Annotated in this window: 15 protein-coding genes and 5 pseudogenes; 5 read left to right on the forward strand and 15 right to left on the reverse strand. The window is 66.2% G+C overall.

Going from position 1 to position 19,212, the window contains the following annotated elements:
• The 4 genes and pseudogenes from pstB to pstS form a co-directional block, all read right to left on the reverse strand.
• On the reverse strand, positions 1-780 hold the full coding sequence (gene pstB / locus OL239_RS00515) for a phosphate ABC transporter ATP-binding protein PstB (protein WP_268910293.1): 780 nt from the start codon (positions 778-780) through the stop codon (positions 1-3).
• A 72-nt stretch (positions 781-852) separates the two neighbouring features.
• Positions 853-1,955: pseudogene (gene pstA, locus OL239_RS00520) on the reverse strand (phosphate ABC transporter permease PstA).
• Positions 1,955-2,887 (reverse strand): phosphate ABC transporter permease subunit PstC, encoded by a 933-nt coding sequence (gene pstC, locus OL239_RS00525; RefSeq protein WP_268910294.1) that lies wholly within the window; start codon positions 2,885-2,887, stop codon positions 1,955-1,957. The pseudogene pstA and the gene pstC overlap by 1 nt, the downstream one beginning before the upstream one ends.
• 180 nt (positions 2,888-3,067) lie before the next feature.
• Positions 3,068-4,204, reverse strand: a complete 1,137-nt coding sequence (gene pstS / locus OL239_RS00530; protein ID WP_442864269.1) for a phosphate ABC transporter substrate-binding protein PstS — start codon at positions 4,202-4,204, stop codon at positions 3,068-3,070.
• 216 nt (positions 4,205-4,420) lie between these two features.
• Between pstS and OL239_RS00535 the strand changes: the two genes are divergently transcribed.
• The 3 genes and pseudogenes from OL239_RS00535 (at position 4,421) to disA (ending at position 8,232) form a co-directional block, all read left to right on the forward strand.
• Entirely contained in the window at positions 4,421-5,551 is a 1,131-nt protein-coding gene (locus OL239_RS00535; protein WP_268910295.1) for an FUSC family protein, read from the forward strand.
• A gap of 47 nt (positions 5,552-5,598) precedes the next feature.
• Complete coding sequence (gene radA, locus OL239_RS00540) at positions 5,599-6,966, forward strand: DNA repair protein RadA (protein WP_268910296.1); 1,368 nt, start codon at positions 5,599-5,601, stop codon at positions 6,964-6,966.
• 190 nt (positions 6,967-7,156) lie between these two features.
• Positions 7,157-8,232: pseudogene (gene disA, locus OL239_RS00545) on the forward strand (DNA integrity scanning diadenylate cyclase DisA).
• A 24-nt stretch (positions 8,233-8,256) separates the two neighbouring features.
• On the opposite strand, the gene OL239_RS00550 reads toward disA, so the two are convergent.
• Positions 8,257-9,003 carry a hypothetical protein gene (locus tag OL239_RS00550; RefSeq protein WP_268910297.1) on the reverse strand — a complete coding sequence of 249 codons (747 nt, stop codon included), beginning with the start codon at positions 9,001-9,003 and terminating at the stop codon, positions 8,257-8,259.
• A gap of 87 nt (positions 9,004-9,090) precedes the next feature.
• On the opposite strand from OL239_RS00550, the pseudogene OL239_RS00555 reads away from it, so the two are divergent.
• A pseudogene (locus tag OL239_RS00555) lies at positions 9,091-10,052 on the forward strand (A/G-specific adenine glycosylase).
• Positions 10,053-10,070: 18 nt separating this feature from the next.
• On the opposite strand, the gene dhaM reads toward OL239_RS00555, so the two are convergent.
• The 6 genes and pseudogenes from dhaM to OL239_RS00585 form a co-directional block, all read right to left on the reverse strand.
• Positions 10,071-10,823 carry a dihydroxyacetone kinase phosphoryl donor subunit DhaM gene (gene dhaM / locus OL239_RS00560; protein ID WP_268910298.1) on the reverse strand — a complete coding sequence of 251 codons (753 nt, stop codon included), beginning with the start codon at positions 10,821-10,823 and terminating at the stop codon, positions 10,071-10,073.
• Positions 10,820-11,461 carry a dihydroxyacetone kinase subunit DhaL gene (gene dhaL, locus OL239_RS00565; protein WP_268910299.1) on the reverse strand — a complete coding sequence of 214 codons (642 nt, stop codon included), beginning with the start codon at positions 11,459-11,461 and terminating at the stop codon, positions 10,820-10,822. The genes dhaM and dhaL overlap by 4 nt, the downstream gene beginning before the upstream one ends.
• 7 nt (positions 11,462-11,468) lie before the next feature.
• Positions 11,469-12,461: pseudogene (dhaK, locus tag OL239_RS00570) on the reverse strand (dihydroxyacetone kinase subunit DhaK); the annotation flags it as partial.
• 226 nt (positions 12,462-12,687) lie between these two features.
• The gene (locus OL239_RS00575) at positions 12,688-12,864 is read right to left on the reverse strand and encodes a CsbD family protein (RefSeq protein WP_104159952.1); all 177 of its coding nucleotides are present in this window, start codon (positions 12,862-12,864) and stop codon (positions 12,688-12,690) included.
• A gap of 169 nt (positions 12,865-13,033) precedes the next feature.
• The gene (locus OL239_RS00580; protein WP_268910300.1) at positions 13,034-13,549 is read right to left on the reverse strand and encodes an amino-acid N-acetyltransferase; all 516 of its coding nucleotides are present in this window, start codon (positions 13,547-13,549) and stop codon (positions 13,034-13,036) included.
• Between the two features lie 9 nt (positions 13,550-13,558).
• Positions 13,559-13,843, reverse strand: coding sequence for a helix-turn-helix transcriptional regulator (locus tag OL239_RS00585; RefSeq protein WP_268910301.1), 285 nt, complete (start codon positions 13,841-13,843; stop codon positions 13,559-13,561).
• 252 nt (positions 13,844-14,095) lie between these two features.
• On the opposite strand from OL239_RS00585, the gene OL239_RS19220 reads away from it, so the two are divergent.
• The gene (locus tag OL239_RS19220; protein ID WP_329609311.1) at positions 14,096-14,275 is read left to right on the forward strand and encodes a hypothetical protein; all 180 of its coding nucleotides are present in this window, start codon (positions 14,096-14,098) and stop codon (positions 14,273-14,275) included.
• Between the two features lie 128 nt (positions 14,276-14,403).
• On the opposite strand, the pseudogene OL239_RS00595 reads toward OL239_RS19220, so the two are convergent.
• The 4 genes and pseudogenes from OL239_RS00595 to lysS all read right to left on the reverse strand — a co-directional run bounded on the left by OL239_RS00595 (position 14,404) and on the right by lysS (position 19,098).
• Positions 14,404-16,910 (reverse strand): annotated as a pseudogene (locus OL239_RS00595) (ATP-dependent Clp protease ATP-binding subunit).
• A 118-nt stretch (positions 16,911-17,028) separates the two neighbouring features.
• The gene (locus OL239_RS00600; protein ID WP_268910302.1) at positions 17,029-17,364 is read right to left on the reverse strand and encodes a histone-like nucleoid-structuring protein Lsr2; all 336 of its coding nucleotides are present in this window, start codon (positions 17,362-17,364) and stop codon (positions 17,029-17,031) included.
• Between the two features lie 94 nt (positions 17,365-17,458).
• Complete coding sequence (locus OL239_RS00605) at positions 17,459-17,641, reverse strand: hypothetical protein (RefSeq protein ID WP_268910303.1); 183 nt, start codon at positions 17,639-17,641, stop codon at positions 17,459-17,461.
• A gap of 20 nt (positions 17,642-17,661) precedes the next feature.
• Complete coding sequence (lysS, locus tag OL239_RS00610; protein ID WP_268911626.1) at positions 17,662-19,098, reverse strand: lysine--tRNA ligase; 1,437 nt, start codon at positions 19,096-19,098, stop codon at positions 17,662-17,664.
• Positions 19,099-19,212 lie beyond the last annotated feature (114 nt).

The raw sequence follows: 19,212 nt of genomic DNA on the forward strand, positions 1-19,212 counted from the left end.
CTATCCGAACCGGCCGGAAACGTAGTCCTCGGTGGCTTTCTGGGCCGGGTTGCTGAAGATCACCGGGGTGTCCGCGTATTCAATGAGCCGTCCCGGCTTGCCCGTGCCGGCAATGTTGAAGAACGCCGTCTTGTCCGAGACCCGGGCAGCCTGCTGCATGTTGTGCGTGACGATGACCACCGTGTAATCGCTCTTGAGCTCTTCGATGAGGTCCTCAATGGCGAGGGTGGAGATCGGGTCCAGGGCCGAGCACGGTTCATCCATGAGAATCACTTCCGGAGACACCGCAATGGCGCGGGCAATGCACAGGCGCTGCTGCTGGCCGCCGGAAAGGCCCGATCCCGGCTTGTCCAGACGGTCCCGGACTTCCTTCCACAGGTTTGCCCCGGTCAGGGAGCGTTCCACCAGGTCATCGGCGTCGGACTTGGAAATCCGCTTGTTGTTGAGCTTGACGCCGGCCAGCACGTTGTCCCGAATGGACATGGTGGGAAACGGATTGGGCCGCTGGAACACCATGCCGATGTGGCTGCGGACCGTGACCGGGTCCACTCCGGGGCCGTAGAGGTTCTCGCCGTCCAGCAGGACCTCGCCCTCCACCCGGGCACCGGGCAGGACTTCGTGCATCCGGTTCAGCGTCCGCAGGAACGTCGACTTGCCGCAGCCGGAGGGCCCGATGAAGGCAGTGACGGACTTCGCCTCGATATTGATGTTGACGTTTTCTACGGCCAGGAAGTCGCCGTAGTAGACGTTGAGGTCCTTGACGTCGATTCGCTTGGACATGTGTTTCCTTCTGTTTGAAAATTTCGGGAGGCCGGTGCGCGCAGGCACCCGCCGCGGTACGGGGAGGTTCGGTCAGCGGCCGGTCTTGGGCGCGAAGATCCGCGCAATCAGGCGGGCGCCGAGGTTCAGGAGCATCACCATGATGATCAGCAGCAGTGCGGCCGCCCAGGCGCGCTGGGTGCTGGGATCGGTGTTGGTCGGGGAGGTGGGGCTCATCAGCTGGCGGTAAATGTAGGTGGGCAGCGTGGTCATCCAGCCCGCGAACACGTTCATGTTGATGGTGTTCACGAAGCCGGCGGTGACCAGCAGCGGGGCGGTTTCGCCGATGACACGGGCGATGGCCAGGGTTACACCCGAGGCAATGCCGGAAATCGCCGTCGGCACCACCACCTTCAGGATGGTCCGCCACTTCCGCACCCCCAGCGCGTAGGAGGCCTCGCGCAGTTCGTTCGGAACGATTTTCAGCATTTCCTCGGTGGAACGGACCACCACCGGAATCATCAGGACCGAGAGCGCGACGGCGGCCACGAACCCGGTGCGTACGCCGGGGCCGAACACCAGCCCGAAGAACGCGGCCGCGAAGAGTCCGGCCACGATGGAGGGGATGCCGGTCATGACATCCACGAAGAAGGTGATGGCGCGGGAGAGCGGGCCGCCGTTGCTGTATTCCACCAGGTACACCGCGGTCAGCAGGCCGATCGGCACGGAAATGATGGTGGCCCAGAGCGTGATCAGCAGGGTGCCGACGATCCCGTGGTAAGCCCCACCCAGCACCGGACCGCCGCTCTCGGCGCTGGCGTTGTCCACGGCGCCGGTCATGCCGCCCATGGACGTGAACAGGAAATCCGGGCTGAGCCCGGCCAGGCCCTTGGACAGGACGGTGAAAATCACTGAAACGAGCGGAACCAGCGCCAGCAGGAACGATCCGCAGACCAGGTAAGTGGCAAAGCGGTCCACGGCACGGCGGCGCCCTCCACGACGCCGGTCACCGCAGTGGCTGTTGCCACAAAGACGACGGCCGTGAAGACGGCGAAACTGGCGATGCCGAAGCCGATCAGGGCCGACAGCGCCGCCCCGAGGATGACCGCCGCACCCAGTACGGCCCACACCGCATAACGGGGCAGCCGGTTCTTGGTGAGCGTGGCCGGACGGCGGCTGAGTGTTTGGGTCTGCATCAGTTGGCTCCGGAGAATTCTTTGTGGCGGCTGATGATCCAGCGCGCAATCACGTTCACGGCGAGGGTGATCAGGAACAGCACCAGTCCGGCGGCGATCAGCTCGGACAGGCGCAGCCCGTAGGCCTCGGGGAAGTTCAGGGCGATTTCGGCGGCGATGGTCTGGTTGCCCGGCCGGATCAGGCTGGCGATGAGGCCGCCGGAGGACAGCACCAGGGCCACTGCCATGGTTTCGCCCAGCGCGCGGCCCAGGCCCAGCATGACGGCGCTGATGACTCCGGGGCGGGCGAAGGGGAACACGGCCATCCGGATCATTTCCCAGCGGGTGGCGCCCATGGCCAGGGCGGCCTCCTCATGCAGTTTCGGGGTTTGCAGGAAGATTTCCCGGGTCAGCGACGTGATGATCGGCAGGACCATCACGGACAGCACGATTCCCGCGGTCAGCATGGTCTTTCCGGTCTGGCTGGCCGGGCCGGAGAAGATCGGAATCCAGCCGGCGTTCTCCGCCAGCCAGGTGTACGGCCCCACCAGGGCCGGTGCGAGCACCATCATGCCCCAGGCGCCGTAGACCACTGACGGAATGGCGGCCAAGAGGTCAATGAGGTAGCCCAGTCCCTGCGCCATGCGGCGGGGTGCATAGTGCGAGATGAACAGCGCGACGCCGATGCCCACCGGGGTGGCGATGGCCAGGGCAATGGCAGCGGCGATCACCGTGCCAATGACGAGCGGCCAAATGTAGGTGAAGAAACCCTCTCCGCCGCTGATGTCCGCGGAATCCGCCATAAAGGTGGGCAGCGCCTGCCACAGCAGGAACACGGCCACGGAAAACAGGACAAGAAGGATCAGGCAACCGGCCAGGAGCGTTATGCCGGAAAAGACCTTATCTCCGGCACGGCCGGCACCGCCGGTGCCTTCTATGGACTTGCTGGACACTGCACAACCCTTCGGTTCTTCACTGGCATCTGCTTAAACACTCTACTGACCCGGTACTAATCCCCCGCGCCACGGTGAGCCGGTGCACATTCCCCGGCCTCCACCGCGCGGGCCTTTGCTTTCCGGCAGGTGTATGGGCCCCGCCGCTCAGCGGGGCCCACTTTTACTGTCCCACGACTTTCACCGCTGCAACACGCTGATACCTTCCAGCGCGGAGGTTGCCTGCCCGCGCAGCGCTTCAGAGAGGGGCGCATTGCCCGCTGCGGCTTCGGCGGCGGCCTGCCCCTCCTCACTCACCACGTACTGGCCAAAGGCTTTGACGAGGTCAACAGTTTCGGCATCTTCATAGGCGGTGCAGTACACGTGGTAGGAGACCAGCACAATCGGGTAAGCGCCGGTTTGCGCAGTATCCCGGTCCAGGTCCATGGCCATGTCCGCCTCCGGGCGTCCGGCGCCGGCGGCCGGCGTCGACGCTTCAACGGCTTTGGCCGCCGCCTCCGGACTCAGCGGAACGTAGTCGCTGCCCACAAGGACGTTGACCCTGCCCAGGTTTCCCGCGGCGGAGGCGTCGGCGTAGGTCACGGCGCCTTCCGTGGAGGAGACCAGCGATACGACGCCGCCGGTGCCGGAGGCGTTCTCTCCGTTGCCGATGCCTGCGGGCCATTCCCCGGACGGTTCCTCCGTCCAGGTTTCCGGTGCCGCCGCGGCAAGGTATTCGGTGAAGTTCTCGGTGGTCCCTGATTCATCGCCGCGGTGGACCGGGCTGATGGGGATGTCGGGGAGTTCGGCCCCGGGATTCGCGGCAGTGATCGCCGGGTCGTTCCAGGAGGTGATCTCGGTGCGGAAGATCTTTGCGATGGTGTCGGCGTCGAGGTTCAACTCCTCGATGCCGGGCAGGTTGAAGGCCACCGCGATCGGAGAAATGTAGGCCGGGATGTGCAGGGCGCCGTCCGGGCCGCAAACCTCTGCGGCCGCCGCGGTTTCTTCCTCGTCCAGGTAGGCGTCGGAGCCCGCGAACTGCACCCCTCCGCCGAGCAGCGCTTCCCGGCCGGCTCCTGATCCGTCCGGTGAGTACTGCACCGATGCCCCCGGATGCGTTTCGCCGAACCCGGCGATCCACGCCTGCATGGCGGAATCCTGGGAGGAGGCGCCCGCGCCGGACAGGGTTCCGGACACTGCGCTCTCCGGTGGGGACGACGGCGTACTGCCGCCTGCGGGTGCCGTGGCGCTGTCGCTGCCGCAGGCTGTAAGGGTGAGGGCTGCTGCCGACAGGATCACGGCTGCAGTACGGACTTTTCCAATAACCAACACGTCTATCCCTTCAAGGGCCGCATCCCCGCGGTGCAGGCAGTGGCACGCGGGGGCCGTTCGCAGGGGCGGTCTGTTCCGTCCCTGCATTGATCGTGGCCGGGGAAGGTTAACGAAAGGTGAACAGCGGCGGTAGCGCCGGGAAACGTTTTATGGGACGGGTGCCGGCGCGTCATGGAAGGCTTCCGGATGGAGGCGGCGGCGGACGGGATCTAGACTGTTGGCATGCCCCCACGCGACCGTCTTGCCCAGAGCCGGGGCTTCCTGCGAAACCGGGTACGGGTGGGGCTTCACCGAAGCCGAAACTCCGTAGTGCCCGCCCTGCAGATGACAATCTGTGCTGTGGGCGCGTACGCGTTTGCGCAGTACGTCATGGGCCATGAAGGGCCGCTCTTTGCTGCCACCGCGGCTCTGATTTCCCTCGGTTTTTCCCGTGAGCCGCGCACCCGCCGCGTGCTGGAGGTGGGCATTGGCTGCACCCTGGGAATCACCATCGGCGAACTGCTCCTGCATGTCTTGGGCACGGGCCTGTGGCAGGCCGCCGTCGTCCTCTTTCTTTCCGTGATGCTGGCTCGCTTCCTGGACCGGGGCGTCATCTTCACTACCCAGCTGGGACTTCAGTCGCTGCTGGTGGTGCTGCTCCCGGCGCCGGACGGCGGGGTCTTCACCCGCAGCCTCGATGCCATTGTGGGCGGCCTGTTTGCCCTCCTGGTGACCATGCTCGCGCCCCGTGACCCGCGGCGCGAACCGCAGTCGAATGTCCGGGACCTGCTGCATGAGCTCTCCGCGGTGCTGCGCCAGTGCGCCGAAGCGGTGGCCAAGAGCGATTCCACCATTGCCTGGCATGCCCTGGTCCGCGCCCGCAATACCCAGCCCCAGCTTGATGCCCTCGCCCGCAGCGTCCGGGACGCGCGGGAGGTGGCCCGCATTTCCCCGGCCTACCGGCGCCACCTTGCCGAGCTCGGAGACCTGCGCGGGTCCATCGGATACCTGGACCTGGCGGTGCGCAACAGCCGCGTGTTTGCCCGCCGCACCACGTCGGTCATCAACCATGCCTCCTTGCATGATGATGCAATTGACCGGGTGGCGGACGTCGTGAATGACACGGCGGAAGCAGTGGATATCCTGGCCCGCGCCCTGGCCGGCGGAGAATCGGCGGGGACGCGTGAAAAACACCTGCGCCAGGCCCGCAATGAGCTGGCCATGGTGGGCGCACGGCTGAACCCCGCCACCCTGGGCGTGACCGACATCCAGGGGGACGCCCTGGTCATGCTCTTCCGGCCGCTGGTGGTGGACCTGCTCGAGTCCACCGGGCTGACGCATGAAGAAGCCGTGAGCTACCTCGCCGAGGTATGAGGGTCCGCGCTGCGGGAAGTGTCACCGGCGCGGGATAGCCTGTTTTCATGGCCACGAAGACTACCCGCGCGAAGACCGCCAACTACCGCTGCGCCGAATGCGGCTGGACCACGGCTAAGTGGGTGGGGCGCTGCGGCGAGTGCCAGGCCTGGGGAACAGTGGAGGAAGCCGCCGAAGTCCTGGCCCGCACCACCGCGGCAGCCACCGTGGCCCGGCCGGCCCTGCGCATCGCGGACGTTGATGCCACGTCCGCATCGTTCCAGGCCACCGGCGTCGATGAGCTGGACCGGGTGCTGGGCGGCGGCCTGGTGCCGGGCGCCGTCATCCTGCTCGCCGGTGAACCTGGCGTGGGCAAGTCAACCCTCCTGCTGGACGTCGCCGCGAAGGTGGGAAACGGAGGCCGGGACGTCCTGTACGTGACCGGGGAAGAATCCACGGCACAGGTGAAGCTGCGGGCCGAACGGATCGGCGCGGTGTCCGACTGCCTGTATCTGAGCGCCGAAACCGATTTGGGCCAGGCCCTGGGCCAGGTGGAGCAGGTCAAGCCGGCACTGCTGATCGTTGACTCCGTGCAGACCCTCAGCAGCGCGGCCGTGGACGGCAGCGCCGGCGGAGTCAGCCAGGTCCGCGAGGTGGCTGCCTCCCTGATCAATGCCGCCAAGAACAGCAACATGACCACTCTGCTGGTGGGGCACGTCACCAAGGACGGCTCCATTGCCGGGCCGCGGCTGCTGGAGCACCTGGTGGACGTGGTGTGCCAGTTCGACGGCGACCGGCACTCCCGGCTCCGGCTGCTGCGCGCGGTGAAGAACCGGTACGGCCCCACCGACGAAGTGGGCTGTTTCGACCTTACCGAGGAAGGCATTGAAGGGCTGGCCGACCCGTCCGGCCTCTTCGTGTCCAGGACCAAGGAGCCGGTGTCAGGCACCTGCATCACCGTCACCCTGGAGGGAAAGCGCCCCCTGGTGGCCGAAGTCCAGTCGCTGCTCGCGGAAACCAGCAACGCCCAGGCGAGGCGCGCCACGAGCGGCCTCGACTCCTCCCGCGTGGCCATGCTCCTGGCCGTCCTGCAGGCGCGCGCCTCCATGAACCTGGCCAAGGACGACAGTTATGTGGCGACCGTGGGCGGCGTGAAGCTCAGTGAGCCCGCCACCGACCTGGCTGTCGCACTGGCGGTGGCCTCGGCCAAAATGAACAAGCCCCTGCCCGCACAGCTGATTGCCTTCGGTGAAGTCGGCCTCGCCGGTGAGGTCCGGCCCGTCCCGGGAATTGCCCGCCGAATCTCCGAAGCCGAACGCCTGGGCTTCACCCACGCCGTCGTTCCGGCGTCCCCCAACGGCCCGGCTGCGGTTCCGGCCGGGTTTAAGGTCCGTGAAGTCAGTACCGTGGCCGAAGCCCTGGAACTGTTGTTCTGAGCTCCTCCGTTTCCTCCCGCTGCTGCCGCTGTGAATTTCGCGGCAGCAGCGGTCCGCGGACGGCTTGTGCCCGGTGTTCGCACGGCACAAAAGTGGCCATTGTCCCCTGCCGGACCACTACTATAGGGAAAGTGTCTGTGCAGCGCCCGCCCAGAACGCCCGTGGGCCCGATGGCCGGAAGGAAGTGACCATGGCACGCAGTCCCGAAGATTCCCTGAAGGCCACGCTGGCCCGGGTTGCGCCCGGAACCGATCTCCGCGACGGGTTGGAGCGCATCCTCCGCGGCCGGACCGGTGCCCTGATCGTGCTCGGCTTTGACCGCACCGTGGATTCCATCTGCTCCGGCGGATTCGACATCGGCATCGACTTCTCCCCCACCCGGCTGCGGGAACTGGCGAAAATGGACGGAGCCATTGTCTGCGACAAAGACGCCAGGACCATCCTGCGCGCCGCCGTCCAGCTGGTTCCGGACCACACCATTGAGACACACGAATCGGGCACCCGCCACCGCACGGCCGAGCGGGTGGCGATCGAAACCGGCTTCCCCGTCATCTCGGTCAGCCAGTCCATGCAAATCATCCAGCTTTATGTCGGCGGTCTCCGGCATGTGCTGGAGGGGTCGGAACCGGTCCTGGCCCGCGCCAACCAGGCGCTGGCCACTTGGAGCGCTACCGCGCACGCCTGGACCAGGTGACCAACTCCCTGTCCGCGCTGGAAATTGAAGCCATGGTCACCGTCCGGGATGTCGCCGTCACCCTGCAGCGCCAGGAAATGGTCCGCCGGATCTCCGAGGAAATCTCGCAGTACGTCCTCGAGCTCGGAGTGGACGGGCGGCTGCTGTCCCTGCAGCTCGAAGAGCTCACGGCGGGCCTGGGCCCGGGAAGCGAAATGATCGTCCGCGACTACGCCGACCTGCACGACGGCGACCGCCGGGCCGAGGACCAGGTGGCGACCCTGCAGAACCTCAGCTCCTCCGACATGGTGGATCTGGGCAAGATCGCCGCCGTCGTCGGGTTCCAGCCCGGCCAGGACTCGCTGGAGGCGGTGGTGCAGCCGCGCGGCTACCGGCTGCTGAGCAACATCAAGTCGGTTCCGCCCGCCGTCTCCAACCGGCTGGTGGACCACTTCGGCGGGCTGCAGAACCTCATGGCTGCCAACATCGAAGACCTGATGACCGTGGACGGCATTGGCGAGCAGCGGGCACGCACAGTGCGTGAGGGGCTCTCCCGGATCGCCGAGACGAGCCTGCTCGACCGCTTTATGTAGGCGCGGGCCACGCTCCGGGCCGGTTTACTCCAGTTCGAAGACCGTGGACTCGCTGGTGATGCCGCCCAGCCGGGTAGTGAACATGTAGGTGCCGGGGTTCGGATTGCTCGACACCTCCGCACAGCCCGGGGCTGACCGCTGGCGCTCCCAGCTGAACTTCGCGGTTTCCACGCTCTTCGGTTCGATGACCATCATCAGGTCCTGACTGGCCTGCATGCAGTCGACCGACGAGAAAATCCGGTCCGAGCCGCTGGTGACGGTGAACTCCATTTGGCTCGTTCCGACATTCACCTCGCAGGGCTCCTCCCCGGTATTGGTTACGGTCATGGTCAGCATGGGACTTGTCCCGGCCGAATAGCTCAACGCATCTGTCGTGGCCGCAACCTGGACCGCACCGGCCGGACACTCCGGGGCAGCCCCCGGCGAGGCAGAGGCGGTGGCACCCGGCGTGGCGCCGGGAGCGGGCGTGCCGCCGGGTTTCGCCGAGGGATCCGCGGCGGCGCCGGCCTGCGGGGCATCAGTGCCGCCGCCCTGGGTGTCGGGGCCGGGAATGGTGGCTTCGGTTCCGCCGTTGGATGCTGCGGCGCCATCGCCCCGAACCGCGTTGGCAATCGCAGTTATGCCGGCAATCAGGCCAATAACGACCAGCAGCACAAGCACGCCGGCCACGATCCGCCGGCGACGGTAGACGGCAGCGCTGGGCCGTCCGGCCGTTTTGTTGCCGGGCTCGGTGTTCGCGGACCCGGTGTTTGATGACCCATTCCCAACCATGTCTTAAGGCTAGGTACACCGCTGCAAATTACCTGCCGCACCACGCCGGTCAGTAGAGTATTGCTGGTCATAAGCAAGGGAGATCGCATGGAACCGGACCCCCGGCAGGCAGCGCAGCTGCACACCGAGATCATCAGCTGGTTCACCGCCAACGCGCGTGACCTCCCTGGCGGAAGGCTGACTGTACTCCGTGGGGAATCTTTGTCAGCGAAATCATGCTCCAGCAGACACCCGTGGTCCGGGTACTGCCGGTGTGGGAGCAGTGGATGGCCCGCTGGCCCGCTCCTGCCGACCTGGCCGCGGAGCCCAGCGGCGAAGCGGTGCGTGCCTGGGGCCGGCTTGGCTATCCCCGCCGGGCCCTTCGGCTGCATGCCGCGGCGTCCGTCATGGCTGCCAATTTTGACGGAAACGTGCCGGGAACCCACGCCGAACTTTTGACCCTGCCCGGTGTCGGGAACTACACCGCCGCCGCGGTGGCCTCCTTCGCCTTCGGCCGCCGGGAAACCGTGGTGGACACCAACATCCGGCGGGTCCACGCCCGGGCCGTCACCGGCAGGGCCCTGCCCGCTCCGGCGCTGAATGCCGCCGAAATGCGGCTGGCCGTGTCCCTGCTGCCGGCCGGTGACGCCGCGTCCGTCGCCTGGAACGCCTCCGTCATGGAACTCGGTGCCCTGGTCTGCACGGCCCGCAGCCCCAAATGCGCAGAATGTCCGGTGGCCGGCCGCTGTGCGTGGCTGGCCGCCGGGAAGCCGGCTCCGGACTACGTGCCCAAGGGGCAGTCCTGGGCCGGCACCGACCGCCAGGTCCGCGGCGCCCTCCTGGCCGTGCTGCGGCAGGCCGCAGCCCCGGTGCCCCGGGCCGTCCTGATGGGCGCGGCCGATCTGCTGCCGGCGCCTGCGCCGGGCCTGGAGCTGGCGGCGGAGCTGGCGGCAATGAGCAAACTGCATGCCCTCAATGCGCCGGCGGAGCAGCTGGAACGGGCATTGGCCGGCCTCCTGGCGGACCGGCTCGCCGAGGAGACCCACACCGGGCTGCAGCTTCCGGCCTGACCGGATTCTTCGACCCGGCTAGATTTCCCCGAAACCGTTCCGCACCTCCAGCGCCATGATCTCCACGGCACGGGCGGCATCGGGACCCCGGGCCGCCAGGGTGAGCGTCTGGCCCTGGCCGAGCCCCAGGGACATCAGCAGCATCACGGATTTGGCGTCGACGCCGTTGATGCGCACCTCGGCGTCAAGATCCGCCATGGCCTGGGCGACGGCGGCAGCGGGCCGGGCATGCAGCCCCGCAGGGTTGATGAGTTCCCATGAACCGGTGAAAACTCCTTCACCGTCGGCGTCGAGGCCGTCGAAGTCGTCTTCGGCGTCCGCCGGGTGTTCTCCGTCCGGGCGCTCCCCGGCCGGCTGCTCGCCCGACGGCGGCGTTCCGGCCGGAGCAGGGATGGCTCCGGCCGACTCGGCCTCCTGCACCACTTCCGTCAGGGACCTGCCGGTTTGCGCGGCAACGGCGGCTGCCACCGCCCCCTCGACCAGGGGCGCGTTCGCCAGCCGCACCCGGCCCCGCTGGTCATCGTCCAGGAATTCCACTGCGGTCTCGGCAGTCATGACCGCCGAGCCCAGATCGGCCAGCAGCACGGCGCCCCCGCCCGTGTCGGCGGCGGCAATGGCGGCGGAAACTTTCTCCAGGCTGGTGCCGATGCCGCCGTCGCCGGTGCCGCCGGCGGTCGCTATTCTCACGTCCCGCGCCATCTGCGCGGCGAGTTCCCAGACACCTTCGGCCAGCTTGGCGCTGTGCGACACAATGACCAGCCCGACACTCATGCGGCCTCTTCCGCGGTCCGGGCCGCGGCCTGCAGGATCAGGACGGTGGAGGCCGCCCCGGGATCCAGGTGCCCCGCACTTCGCTCGCCCAGGTAGCTGGCCCGCCCTTTGCGGGCAGTCAGCGGTTCTGTCCCCGCCAGCCCGGCGTTGGCGGCGTTGGCGGCCGCCGCAAGCACCCCGGCGCCGGTTGCCTGCGCGGCCGCGGCTGTCCTCGCCGCTTCGACTGCCGGTGTCCAGGCATCCACCATGGTCTTGTCCCCGGGTTCAGCTTTCCCACGGGCAACAATGCCGTCCCTGGCCGCGGCAAGCATGGCGGCCACGGCGGCAGGGCCGAGTTCCGGAGCCGCACCCGCCGCCGTCGAGGCCCGCAGGAACGCCGTACCGTACAAGGGCCCCGCAGCGCCTCCGACCTTGGACATTAAGGTCATGGCCGCCAGCTTCAGCACGTCGCCGGGAGTTGCCGGGGTTCCGTCGGCGTCCAGCTTCTGCACCACGGCGGAAAAGCCCCGGTCCATGTTTTCCCCGTGGTCGGCATCGCCGATGTCCCGGTCCAGGTCGATGAGCCGCTGCCGGTTCTCCGCCATTGCCGCCGCTCCGGCACGCATCCAGTTCGCGGCCCACTGCGCATCCAGCGCCATGCTCACACCCCCACCGGAGGGCCGGCGTATGCACAGGTGAGTCCCACAGTTCGGTCAGTTCCTCATCCAGGCGCAGTACTGTCACCGAGGCGCCCTGCATGTCCAGTGCCGTGATGTAGTTGCCCACCAGCGACCGTGCAACCCGGATGCCGCGCTCCGCCAGCACTTCAACCGCCCGGCGGTACACAATGTACAGCTCGCTCAGCGGGGTGCCGCCCATGCCGTTGACGAACAGGAGGACCGGCTCCCCGGATGCGGCGCCCAGGTCCTGGAGCACCGGTTCCAGCAGCTGGTCGGTGATGCTGTCCGCGGCTGCCATGGGCATCCGCCGCCGGCCCGGTTCGCCGTGGATTCCCACACCCAGCTCTATCTCGGTGTCCGCCAGGGCGAAACTGGGTTCCCCGGCGTGGGGGACGGTGCACGGGGCCAGTGCCACCCCCATGGAGCGCACGTTAGCGTTTACCCGTTCGGCCACGGCAGCCACCTGCTCCAGCGAACCTCCGCGTTCGGCGGCGCCTCCCGCAATCCGCTCCACCAGCACGGTGCCCGCCACCCCGCGCCGGCCGGCGGTGTACAGCGAGTCCTCGACCGCGACGTCGTCGTTGACGACCACGGTGGCCACACTGATGCCCTCTGCCTGGGCCAGTTCCGCAGCTGTCTCGAAGTTGAGGATGTCCCCGGTGTAGTTTTTGACGATCAGCAGGACCCCGGCGCCGGTGTCCGTGCCGGTGACCGCCGGCAGGATCTGGTCCGGGGTGGGAGAGGTAAAAACGGCACCGGGCACCGCCGCATCCAGCATGCCGTAGCCGACATACCCGGCGTGCAGCGGTTCGTGTCCGCTGCCTCCGCCGGAAACCAGGGCGACCTTGTTCCGGGCCGGTTCCCGGCGCACCACATAGTCCGGGTCGGTATGCACCCGGACCAGGTCATGGTGTGCCAGGCCGAAGCCGGCCAGCGATTCCGCCACCACACGCCGCGGATCGTTAATGAGTTTTTTCATTGCTCGAGCAGCTCCTTCAGCGAAGAATCTCCGGGCCGGCACGGCACCGCTGCCGGGTCAGGGATGAGTCCTGAGTTGCTCACGACGATACCCGGCCCGGGCCGCGGGGACAGGCTGCAGGATACGGGGGGGTCTGCCGGGAGGACAGGCTCGGAGCTTTGCGCAAGAGCCGGGTTAGAACAGCTGTGGGAGGGCAGAAGCCCCTCCCACAGCTGTTCTTCAAGAATTACTTACCCTTGAAAGCGTCCTTAATGTTCTCGCCGGCCTGCTTGGCGCTGCCCTTGGCCTGATCGCCGTGGCCTTCAGCTTCCATGCTCTCGTTGCCGGTGGCCTTTCCCAGGCCTTCCTTGACCTTGCCGCCAAGCTTCTCGGCCGAATTCTGCACCTTGTCATCTGCGCCCATAAGTGGATCCCGCTTTCTGATCGTGGCCCCGTGCGGCGATACAACCGCCGCACTTCTTCGAGCCGTTGGTGATGCTAAGTAACCTGAGCTTATCCACTTTCGTCGGGGAAAAACCAGCGATAACCCGGGGTTACTCTGTTCGCGAACAGCCCGGAACAAAAATTAACCGCTACAAACTGCGGATCATGCGGGTATTTCCCAGCGTATTTGGCTTCACCCTGGCCAGATCCAGAAACTCCGCCACTCCCTCGTCATGGGAACGCAGCAGCTCCGAGTAAACCTCCGGATCCACGGCCGACTGGTTGGCCATCACCTCAAAGCCGTGGCGGCGGAAGAACTCCACTTCAAAGGTGAGGCAAAAAACCCGCTGTACGCCAATTTCGGACGCTTCCGCCAGGAGGGCCTCCAACAGGACGTGCCCTACGCCGCGTCCGCGCCAGCTGCTGTCCGCGGCTAGAGTCCGCACTTCCGCGAGGTCTTCCCACATCACATGCAGGGCACCGCATCCCACCACCTCGCCGCCGGGCCCTTCCGCAATGCGAAACTCCTGCAGCCCCTCGTAATAGGCCACCGCTTCCTTTGCGACCAGGATGCGTTCGTCCGCCAGCGGCGCCACCAGGGCCCGGATGCGGGGAACGTCGGACGTGCGGGCGCGGCGGACGGTGATGGGGGAGGCAGAAGTCACCGGTACAGTCTAGGACCCCGCCGAATCTGACGGCGTAACACTGCGTTGCGGTGCCGACGCTGCCCCAAGCCGCGGAAACGGCTCCAGCGAAAACACAACCTCGACCGGGACCTCGAAGTGCCCGGCAATCCTCAGCGCCAGGTGCAGGCTGGGACTGTATTCACCGCACTCCAGGTATCCGGCGGTTTGGTACTGCGCGTCCAGCGCGTCAGCGGGCTCCCGGCGGGAAATGCCCCGTTCGGCGCGCAGCATGGCAATCCGGTTGTGCGCGCCCTCCGGCAATCGCTCAGCCAAACCGCTGCATCCGTTCCAGCCGGCGTGCCTCCACGGCCGACCCGGACTCGCGCCCGGGACATTCGCCGCAGGACCCTGGGCGCCGGGAACAGCCCCAGGGCCGCCCAGAGACCAGGAATGCCCAGTGCCTCCGCGATCTGCCGGGCACGGCCCTGGGCCTGCCGGGCGGGGGCTGCGGGGCTGCCGTCGGCAACGATGCGGCCGCCGGAGGGTCAGGATCCGGTCCGCCAGCTTATCCGCCTCGTCCAGGTCGTGCGTGGTCAGGATGACGGTGGTGTCCTCGAGATCAACGAGCGAATGAACGACGTCGTGGAACTCCCGGCGTGCCTCGGGATCGACTCCGGCGGTGGGCTCGTCGAGGAACAACAGCTCGGGCCGGCCCACGGTGCCGATGGCGACGTCGCGGGGCGCGGACGCTCCGGGGTTCCGTAGGGGCGGTAGTTTTCGCCCAGCCGCGCCGCACGGCCATATCGCCCGGCTGGGCTGTTAACGAGAAAACCCGGAGGGGATAACCCTCCGGGTTTTCTCAGTGCCGCATTGCGGCAGTTTGGCCTAAAGGCTTAGTCGCCCACGCCGGCTTCAATAGCCGACGGCGCTTCCTCGAGTGCCTTTGGCGCACCGTGGCCAATGAACGTGAACTTGGCGTCGTCGCCTTCGCCCTCCACGTCCACGGACACCAGTTCGCCCGGCTTCAGGTCTCCGAAGAGGATCTTCTCGGAGAGCTGGTCCTCGATTTCACGCTGGATGGTCCGGCGCAGCGGCCGGGCACCCATGGCGGGATCGTAACCCCGGTGGCGAGGAGTACCTTCGCCGCCGGAGTCAGCTCGATGGTCATGCCCTTGTCGGCCAGGCGCTTGCCCAGGCGTTCCAGGAACAGGTCCACGATCTGCACGATCTCGTCCTGCGTGAGCTGCGGGAAGACCACCGTGTCATCGACGCGGTTCAGGAACTCGGGGCGGAAGTGCTGGCGCAGCTCCTCCGTGACCCGGGCCCGCATCCGGTCGTAACCGGTCTTGGTGTCGGTGCCGGACTGGAAACCGGTGGAGACGCTCTTGGAGATGTCCCGGGTTCCCAGGTTGGTGGTCATGATGATGATGGTGTTCTTGAAGTCCACCACCCGGCCCTGGCTGTCCGTCAGGCGGCCGTCTTCGAGGATCTGCAGCAGCGAGTTGAAGAGGTCGGCGTGCGCCTTCTCCACCTCGTCGAACAGCACCACGGAGAACGGGCGGCGGCGGACCTTTTCAGTCAGCTGCCCGCCTTCCTCGTAGCCCACGTAGCCGGGAGGGGCACCGAAGAGCCGGGAAACCGTGTGCTTCTCGGAGTATTCGGACATGTCCAGGGTGATCAGTGCGTCTTCGTCGCCGAAGAGGAACTCCGCGAGGGCCTTGGCCAGCTCCGTCTTACCGACGCCGGTGGGACCGGCGAAGATAAAGGAACCGCCCGGACGTTTGGGGTCCTTCAACCCGGCCCGCGTGCGGCGCATGGCCTGCGAGATGGACTTGATGGCCTGGTCCTGACCGATAACGCGCTTGTGCAGCTCGTCTTCCATCTTGAGCAGGCGGGTGGACTCTTCCTCGTTGAGCTTGACCACGGGAATGCCGGTGGAGTTGGCAAGCACCTCGGCGATGAGTTCCTCATCAACCTCGGCAATGTCGTCAAGTCCGCCGGACTTCCACTGGCGCTCCTTCTCGGCCCGCTGGTCATGAAGCTTCTGCTCCTTGTCCCGCAGGTTCGCTGCCCCTTCGAAGTCCTGGGAATCGATGGCCGATTCCTTTTCCAGCTTCAGGGCGGAGATCCGCTCGTCAATTTCCTTGAGCTCCGGCGGCGCCGTCATGCGGCGGATCCGGAGCCGGGCACCGGCTTCATCAATCAGGTCAATGGCCTTGTCCGGAAGGAACCGGTCACTGATGTAGCGCTCGGCCAGGGTCGCTGCCGAAGCCAGCGCGGCATCCGTGATGGAGACGCGGTGGTGCGCTTCGTAGCGGTCCCGCAGGCCCTTCAGGATTTCAATGGAGTGCGCAACGGAAGGTTCCTTGACCTGGATCGGCTGGAAACGGCGCTCGAGGGCGGCGTCCTTCTCGATGTGCTTGCGGTATTCATCCAGCGTGGTGGCGCCGATGGTCTGCAGCTCGCCGCGGGCCAGCATCGGCTTCAGGATGGAGGCCGCGTCGATGGCGCCTTCGGCGGCACCGGCGCCCACGAGAGTGTGGATCTCATCGATGAAGAGGATGATGTCGCCGCGGGTGCGGATTTCCTTCAGGACCTTCTTCAGCCGTTCCTCGAAGTCGCCGCGGTAACGGGAGCCGGCAACGAGGGAACCCAGGTCAAGGGTGTAGAGCTGCTTGTCGCGGATGGTTTCCGGAACATCGCCGCGGACGATGGCCTGGGCCAGTCCTTCAACGACGGCAGTCTTGCCGACCCCGGGCTCACCGATTAGAACAGGGTTGTTCTTGGTGCGGCGGGACAGGACCTGCATGACCCGTTCCATCTCGTGCTCGCGCCCAATGACGGGATCGAGCTTGGATTCCCGGGCCGCCTGGGTCAGGTTGCGGCCGAACTGGTCCAGAACGACCGAGCCCGCGGGCTGGCCCTCCTGCTGCTGGCCGCCCGAGCTGACGGGTTCCTTGCCCTGGTACCCGGACAGCAGCTGGATAACCTGCTGGCGCACCCGGTTGAGGTCGGCACCGAGCTTGACCAGCACCTGGGCTGCCACACCCTCGCCTTCACGGATCAGGCCGAGCAGGATGTGCTCGGTTCCGATGTAGTTGTGGCCAAGCTGCAGGGCTTCCCGGAGGGAAAGCTCCAGGACTTTCTTGGCGCGGGGGGTGAAGGGGATGTGGCCGGAGGGGGCTTGCTGGCCCTGGCCAATGATCTCCTGCACCTGCTCACGCACGGCACCGAGCGAGATACTCAGGGATTCCAGGGCCTTAGCTGCTACGCCTTCACCCTCATGAATGAGCCCGAGCAGGATGTGCTCGGTGCCGATGTAGTTGTGGTTGAGCATGCGAGCCTCTTCTTGGGCAAGCACGACAACGCGACGGGCACGGTCGGTAAATCTTTCAAACATGAGGCACACTCCTAGCTAACGCGTAATTCGATGCTACGTGTCCCGTGCGTGCTTAAGGAGCATGTTCGCCGTAGGCGTGACCAGCGGCCCCGGAATGTCTCCGGGGCCGGGCACGGCATTAGCCCTGGGCGGCCCGGTAGGCTTCGATGATTTCGCTGTTCACGCGGCCGCGCTCTGAAACGGTGTATCCGTTGCTGCGGGCCCACTCGCGGATCTGCGCTGCTTCATTGTTGCGTGTGGATCCGGTGCCGCCGCTGCGGGGACGGCCCGCACGGCCGCCGCCCACCTTGCGGCCGGCATCCAGGTACGGCTTCAGGGCAGCACGGAGGTTCTTCGCGTTGTCGGTCGACAGGTCAATCTCGTACTGCGCCCCGTCAAGACCGAACCGCACGGTCTCATCCGCACTTCCGGCATCGAGGTCATCGACCAGAATAATTTTTACCTTTTGCGCCACGACAGGCTCTAAGCAGTTAAACCGGAAAAACGATAATGAGACCACTTAGAGTATGACGCAATTTTGAATGCCCCGTCAAAGCGTAGCCGGGGATTTAATTACTTTCTTTTTCAGATCCCCGACTACTTGTATCGGGGTCCCCGGCAAGATCAGCTTCCCGCTCGGCTTCGGCCAGAGCTTTTCGTTCCGACCGGTCCACATTCAGCAGCGCCTTCATCGCAAAATAAAAGAGACCTCCGACACATATGGAGGGGAGCAGTACTTCAACGTATTCCATGGTCTATCCCATTTCCGGCTTTAGCAGGGGAACAAAATTGTTTCCCGGATACCCGTGTTTGTGAAAAGCATCACGAGGCGGTCAATTCCGAGGCCTGCACCGCCCATGGGCGGTGCACCGTATTCAAGGGCCCGCAGGAAGTCCTCGTCAAGTGCCATGGCCTCGTCGTCGCCGCCAGCCGCCCGAAGAGACTGCTCGGTGAGGCGTTCGCGCTGGATGACGGGATCGATGAGCTCCGAGAAGGCGGTGCCGCGTTCCATGCCGCCGATAATGAGGTCCCAGGCTTCGATCAGGCGGGGGTCGTTCCGGTTCTGGCGGGCCAGCGGCTGGGCCGACGGCGGGTAATCGTAAACAAACGTCGGCTGGATCAGGGACGGCTCCACGATTTCGCCAAACAGTTCCACGACGAGCTTTTCCGCGTCCCACTTCGGGTCGGTCTTCACGCCGTGCTTTTCCGCAATCCGGAGCAGCGTTTCGGCGTCGGTGCCGGGAGTAATTTCTTCCCCCACGGCTTCGGACAGGCCCGGGTAGACGGACAGCCATTTCCATTCCCCGTCGAGGTTGATGGTTCCGGCGTCGGTCTCGATCTGCCGGCTGCCCACCAGGTCTGCGCAGTGGAGGATGATTTCCTTAATCCGGTCGGCCATGACGAACTGGTCGGCGTAGGCCTCGTAGCATTCCAGGGTCGTAAATTCGGGGCTGTGCGTGGAGTCCACCCCCTCGTTGCGGAAGATCCGGCCCAGTTCGAAGACCCGCTCAATGCCGCCCACCACGGCGCGCTTCAGATACAACTCGGTGGCGATCCGCAGGGTCATCTTCTGGTCGAACGCGTTCAGGTGCGTCTCGAAGGGCCGGGCCGCCGCTCCGCCGTGGACCAGCTGCAGCATGGGTGTTTCCACTTCCACGTAGCCGTGGGCGTGCAGGGTGTCGCGGACGCCGCGGATGATGGCGGCGCGCTTGTACACCATGTCCTGGGCTTCCTCGCGGACCATCAGGTCCACATAGCGCTGCCGAACCCGGGTTTCTTCATTGAGTCCGGCGTGCAGCACCGGCAGCGGCCGGAGGGCTTTCGAGGCCATTGACCAGGATTCCACCATGACAGAGAGCTCCCCGCGGCGGGAGGAAATTACTTCGCCGCGGACGAAGACGTGGTCCCCAAGGTCCACCAGGGCTTTCCAGTCGGCCAGCGATTCTTCGCCGACGACGGCCAGGCTGAGCATGGCCTGCACCCGGGTTCCGTTGCCCTCCTGGAGCGTGGCGAAGCAGAGCTTGCCCGTGTTGCGGATGAACACAACCCGGCCGGTGATGCCCACGGTCTCACCGCTGGTTTCATCGGCCTGCAGGTGGCCGAACTTCTCCCGAACCTCTTTGATGGAGTGCGTGCGCTCCACTCCCACCGGGTAGGCCTCCCCGCCGCGGGCGATCAGGCGCGCACGCTTCTCGGCGCGGATGCGCATCTGCTCGGAGGTGTCGGCTGCTTCGGGGACGGAGTTAGCTTCGGGAACGGGGTTTGATGTGGTCACACCCCTAAGTTTACAGAGCCGGGCGGCGGGCCCTTACGGCGGAACACC

The sequence above is a fragment of the Arthrobacter sp. ATA002 genome (assembly GCF_026898095.1).
GTDB lineage: Bacteria > Actinomycetota > Actinomycetes > Actinomycetales > Micrococcaceae > Arthrobacter_B.

What these genes read in the sequence shown, in the direction of transcription:
- dhaL (WP_268910299.1), bottom strand. Translation starts at nt 11,461, where the DNA reads ATGGCGCTGGATGCGCAGTGGGCCGCGAACTGGATGCGTGCCGGAGCG.
- dhaM (WP_268910298.1), bottom strand. Translation starts at nt 10,823, where the DNA reads ATGAGTGTCGGGCTGGTCATTGTGTCGCACAGCGCCAAGCTGGCCGAA.
- OL239_RS00575 (WP_104159952.1), bottom strand. Translation starts at nt 12,864, where the DNA reads ATGGGCGCAGATGACAAGGTGCAGAATTCGGCCGAGAAGCTTGGCGGC.
- OL239_RS00605 (WP_268910303.1), bottom strand. Translation starts at nt 17,641, where the DNA reads ATGGAATACGTTGAAGTACTGCTCCCCTCCATATGTGTCGGAGGTCTC.
- OL239_RS00550 (WP_268910297.1), bottom strand. Translation starts at nt 9,003, where the DNA reads ATGGTTGGGAATGGGTCATCAAACACCGGGTCCGCGAACACCGAGCCC.
- radA (WP_268910296.1), top strand. Translation starts at nt 5,599, where the DNA reads ATGGCCACGAAGACTACCCGCGCGAAGACCGCCAACTACCGCTGCGCC.
- OL239_RS00535 (WP_268910295.1), top strand. Translation starts at nt 4,421, where the DNA reads ATGCCCCCACGCGACCGTCTTGCCCAGAGCCGGGGCTTCCTGCGAAAC.
- pstB (WP_268910293.1), bottom strand. Translation starts at nt 780, where the DNA reads ATGTCCAAGCGAATCGACGTCAAGGACCTCAACGTCTACTACGGCGAC.
- lysS (WP_268911626.1), bottom strand. Translation starts at nt 19,098, where the DNA reads ATGCGCATCCGCGCCGAGAAGCGTGCGCGCCTGATCGCCCGCGGCGGG.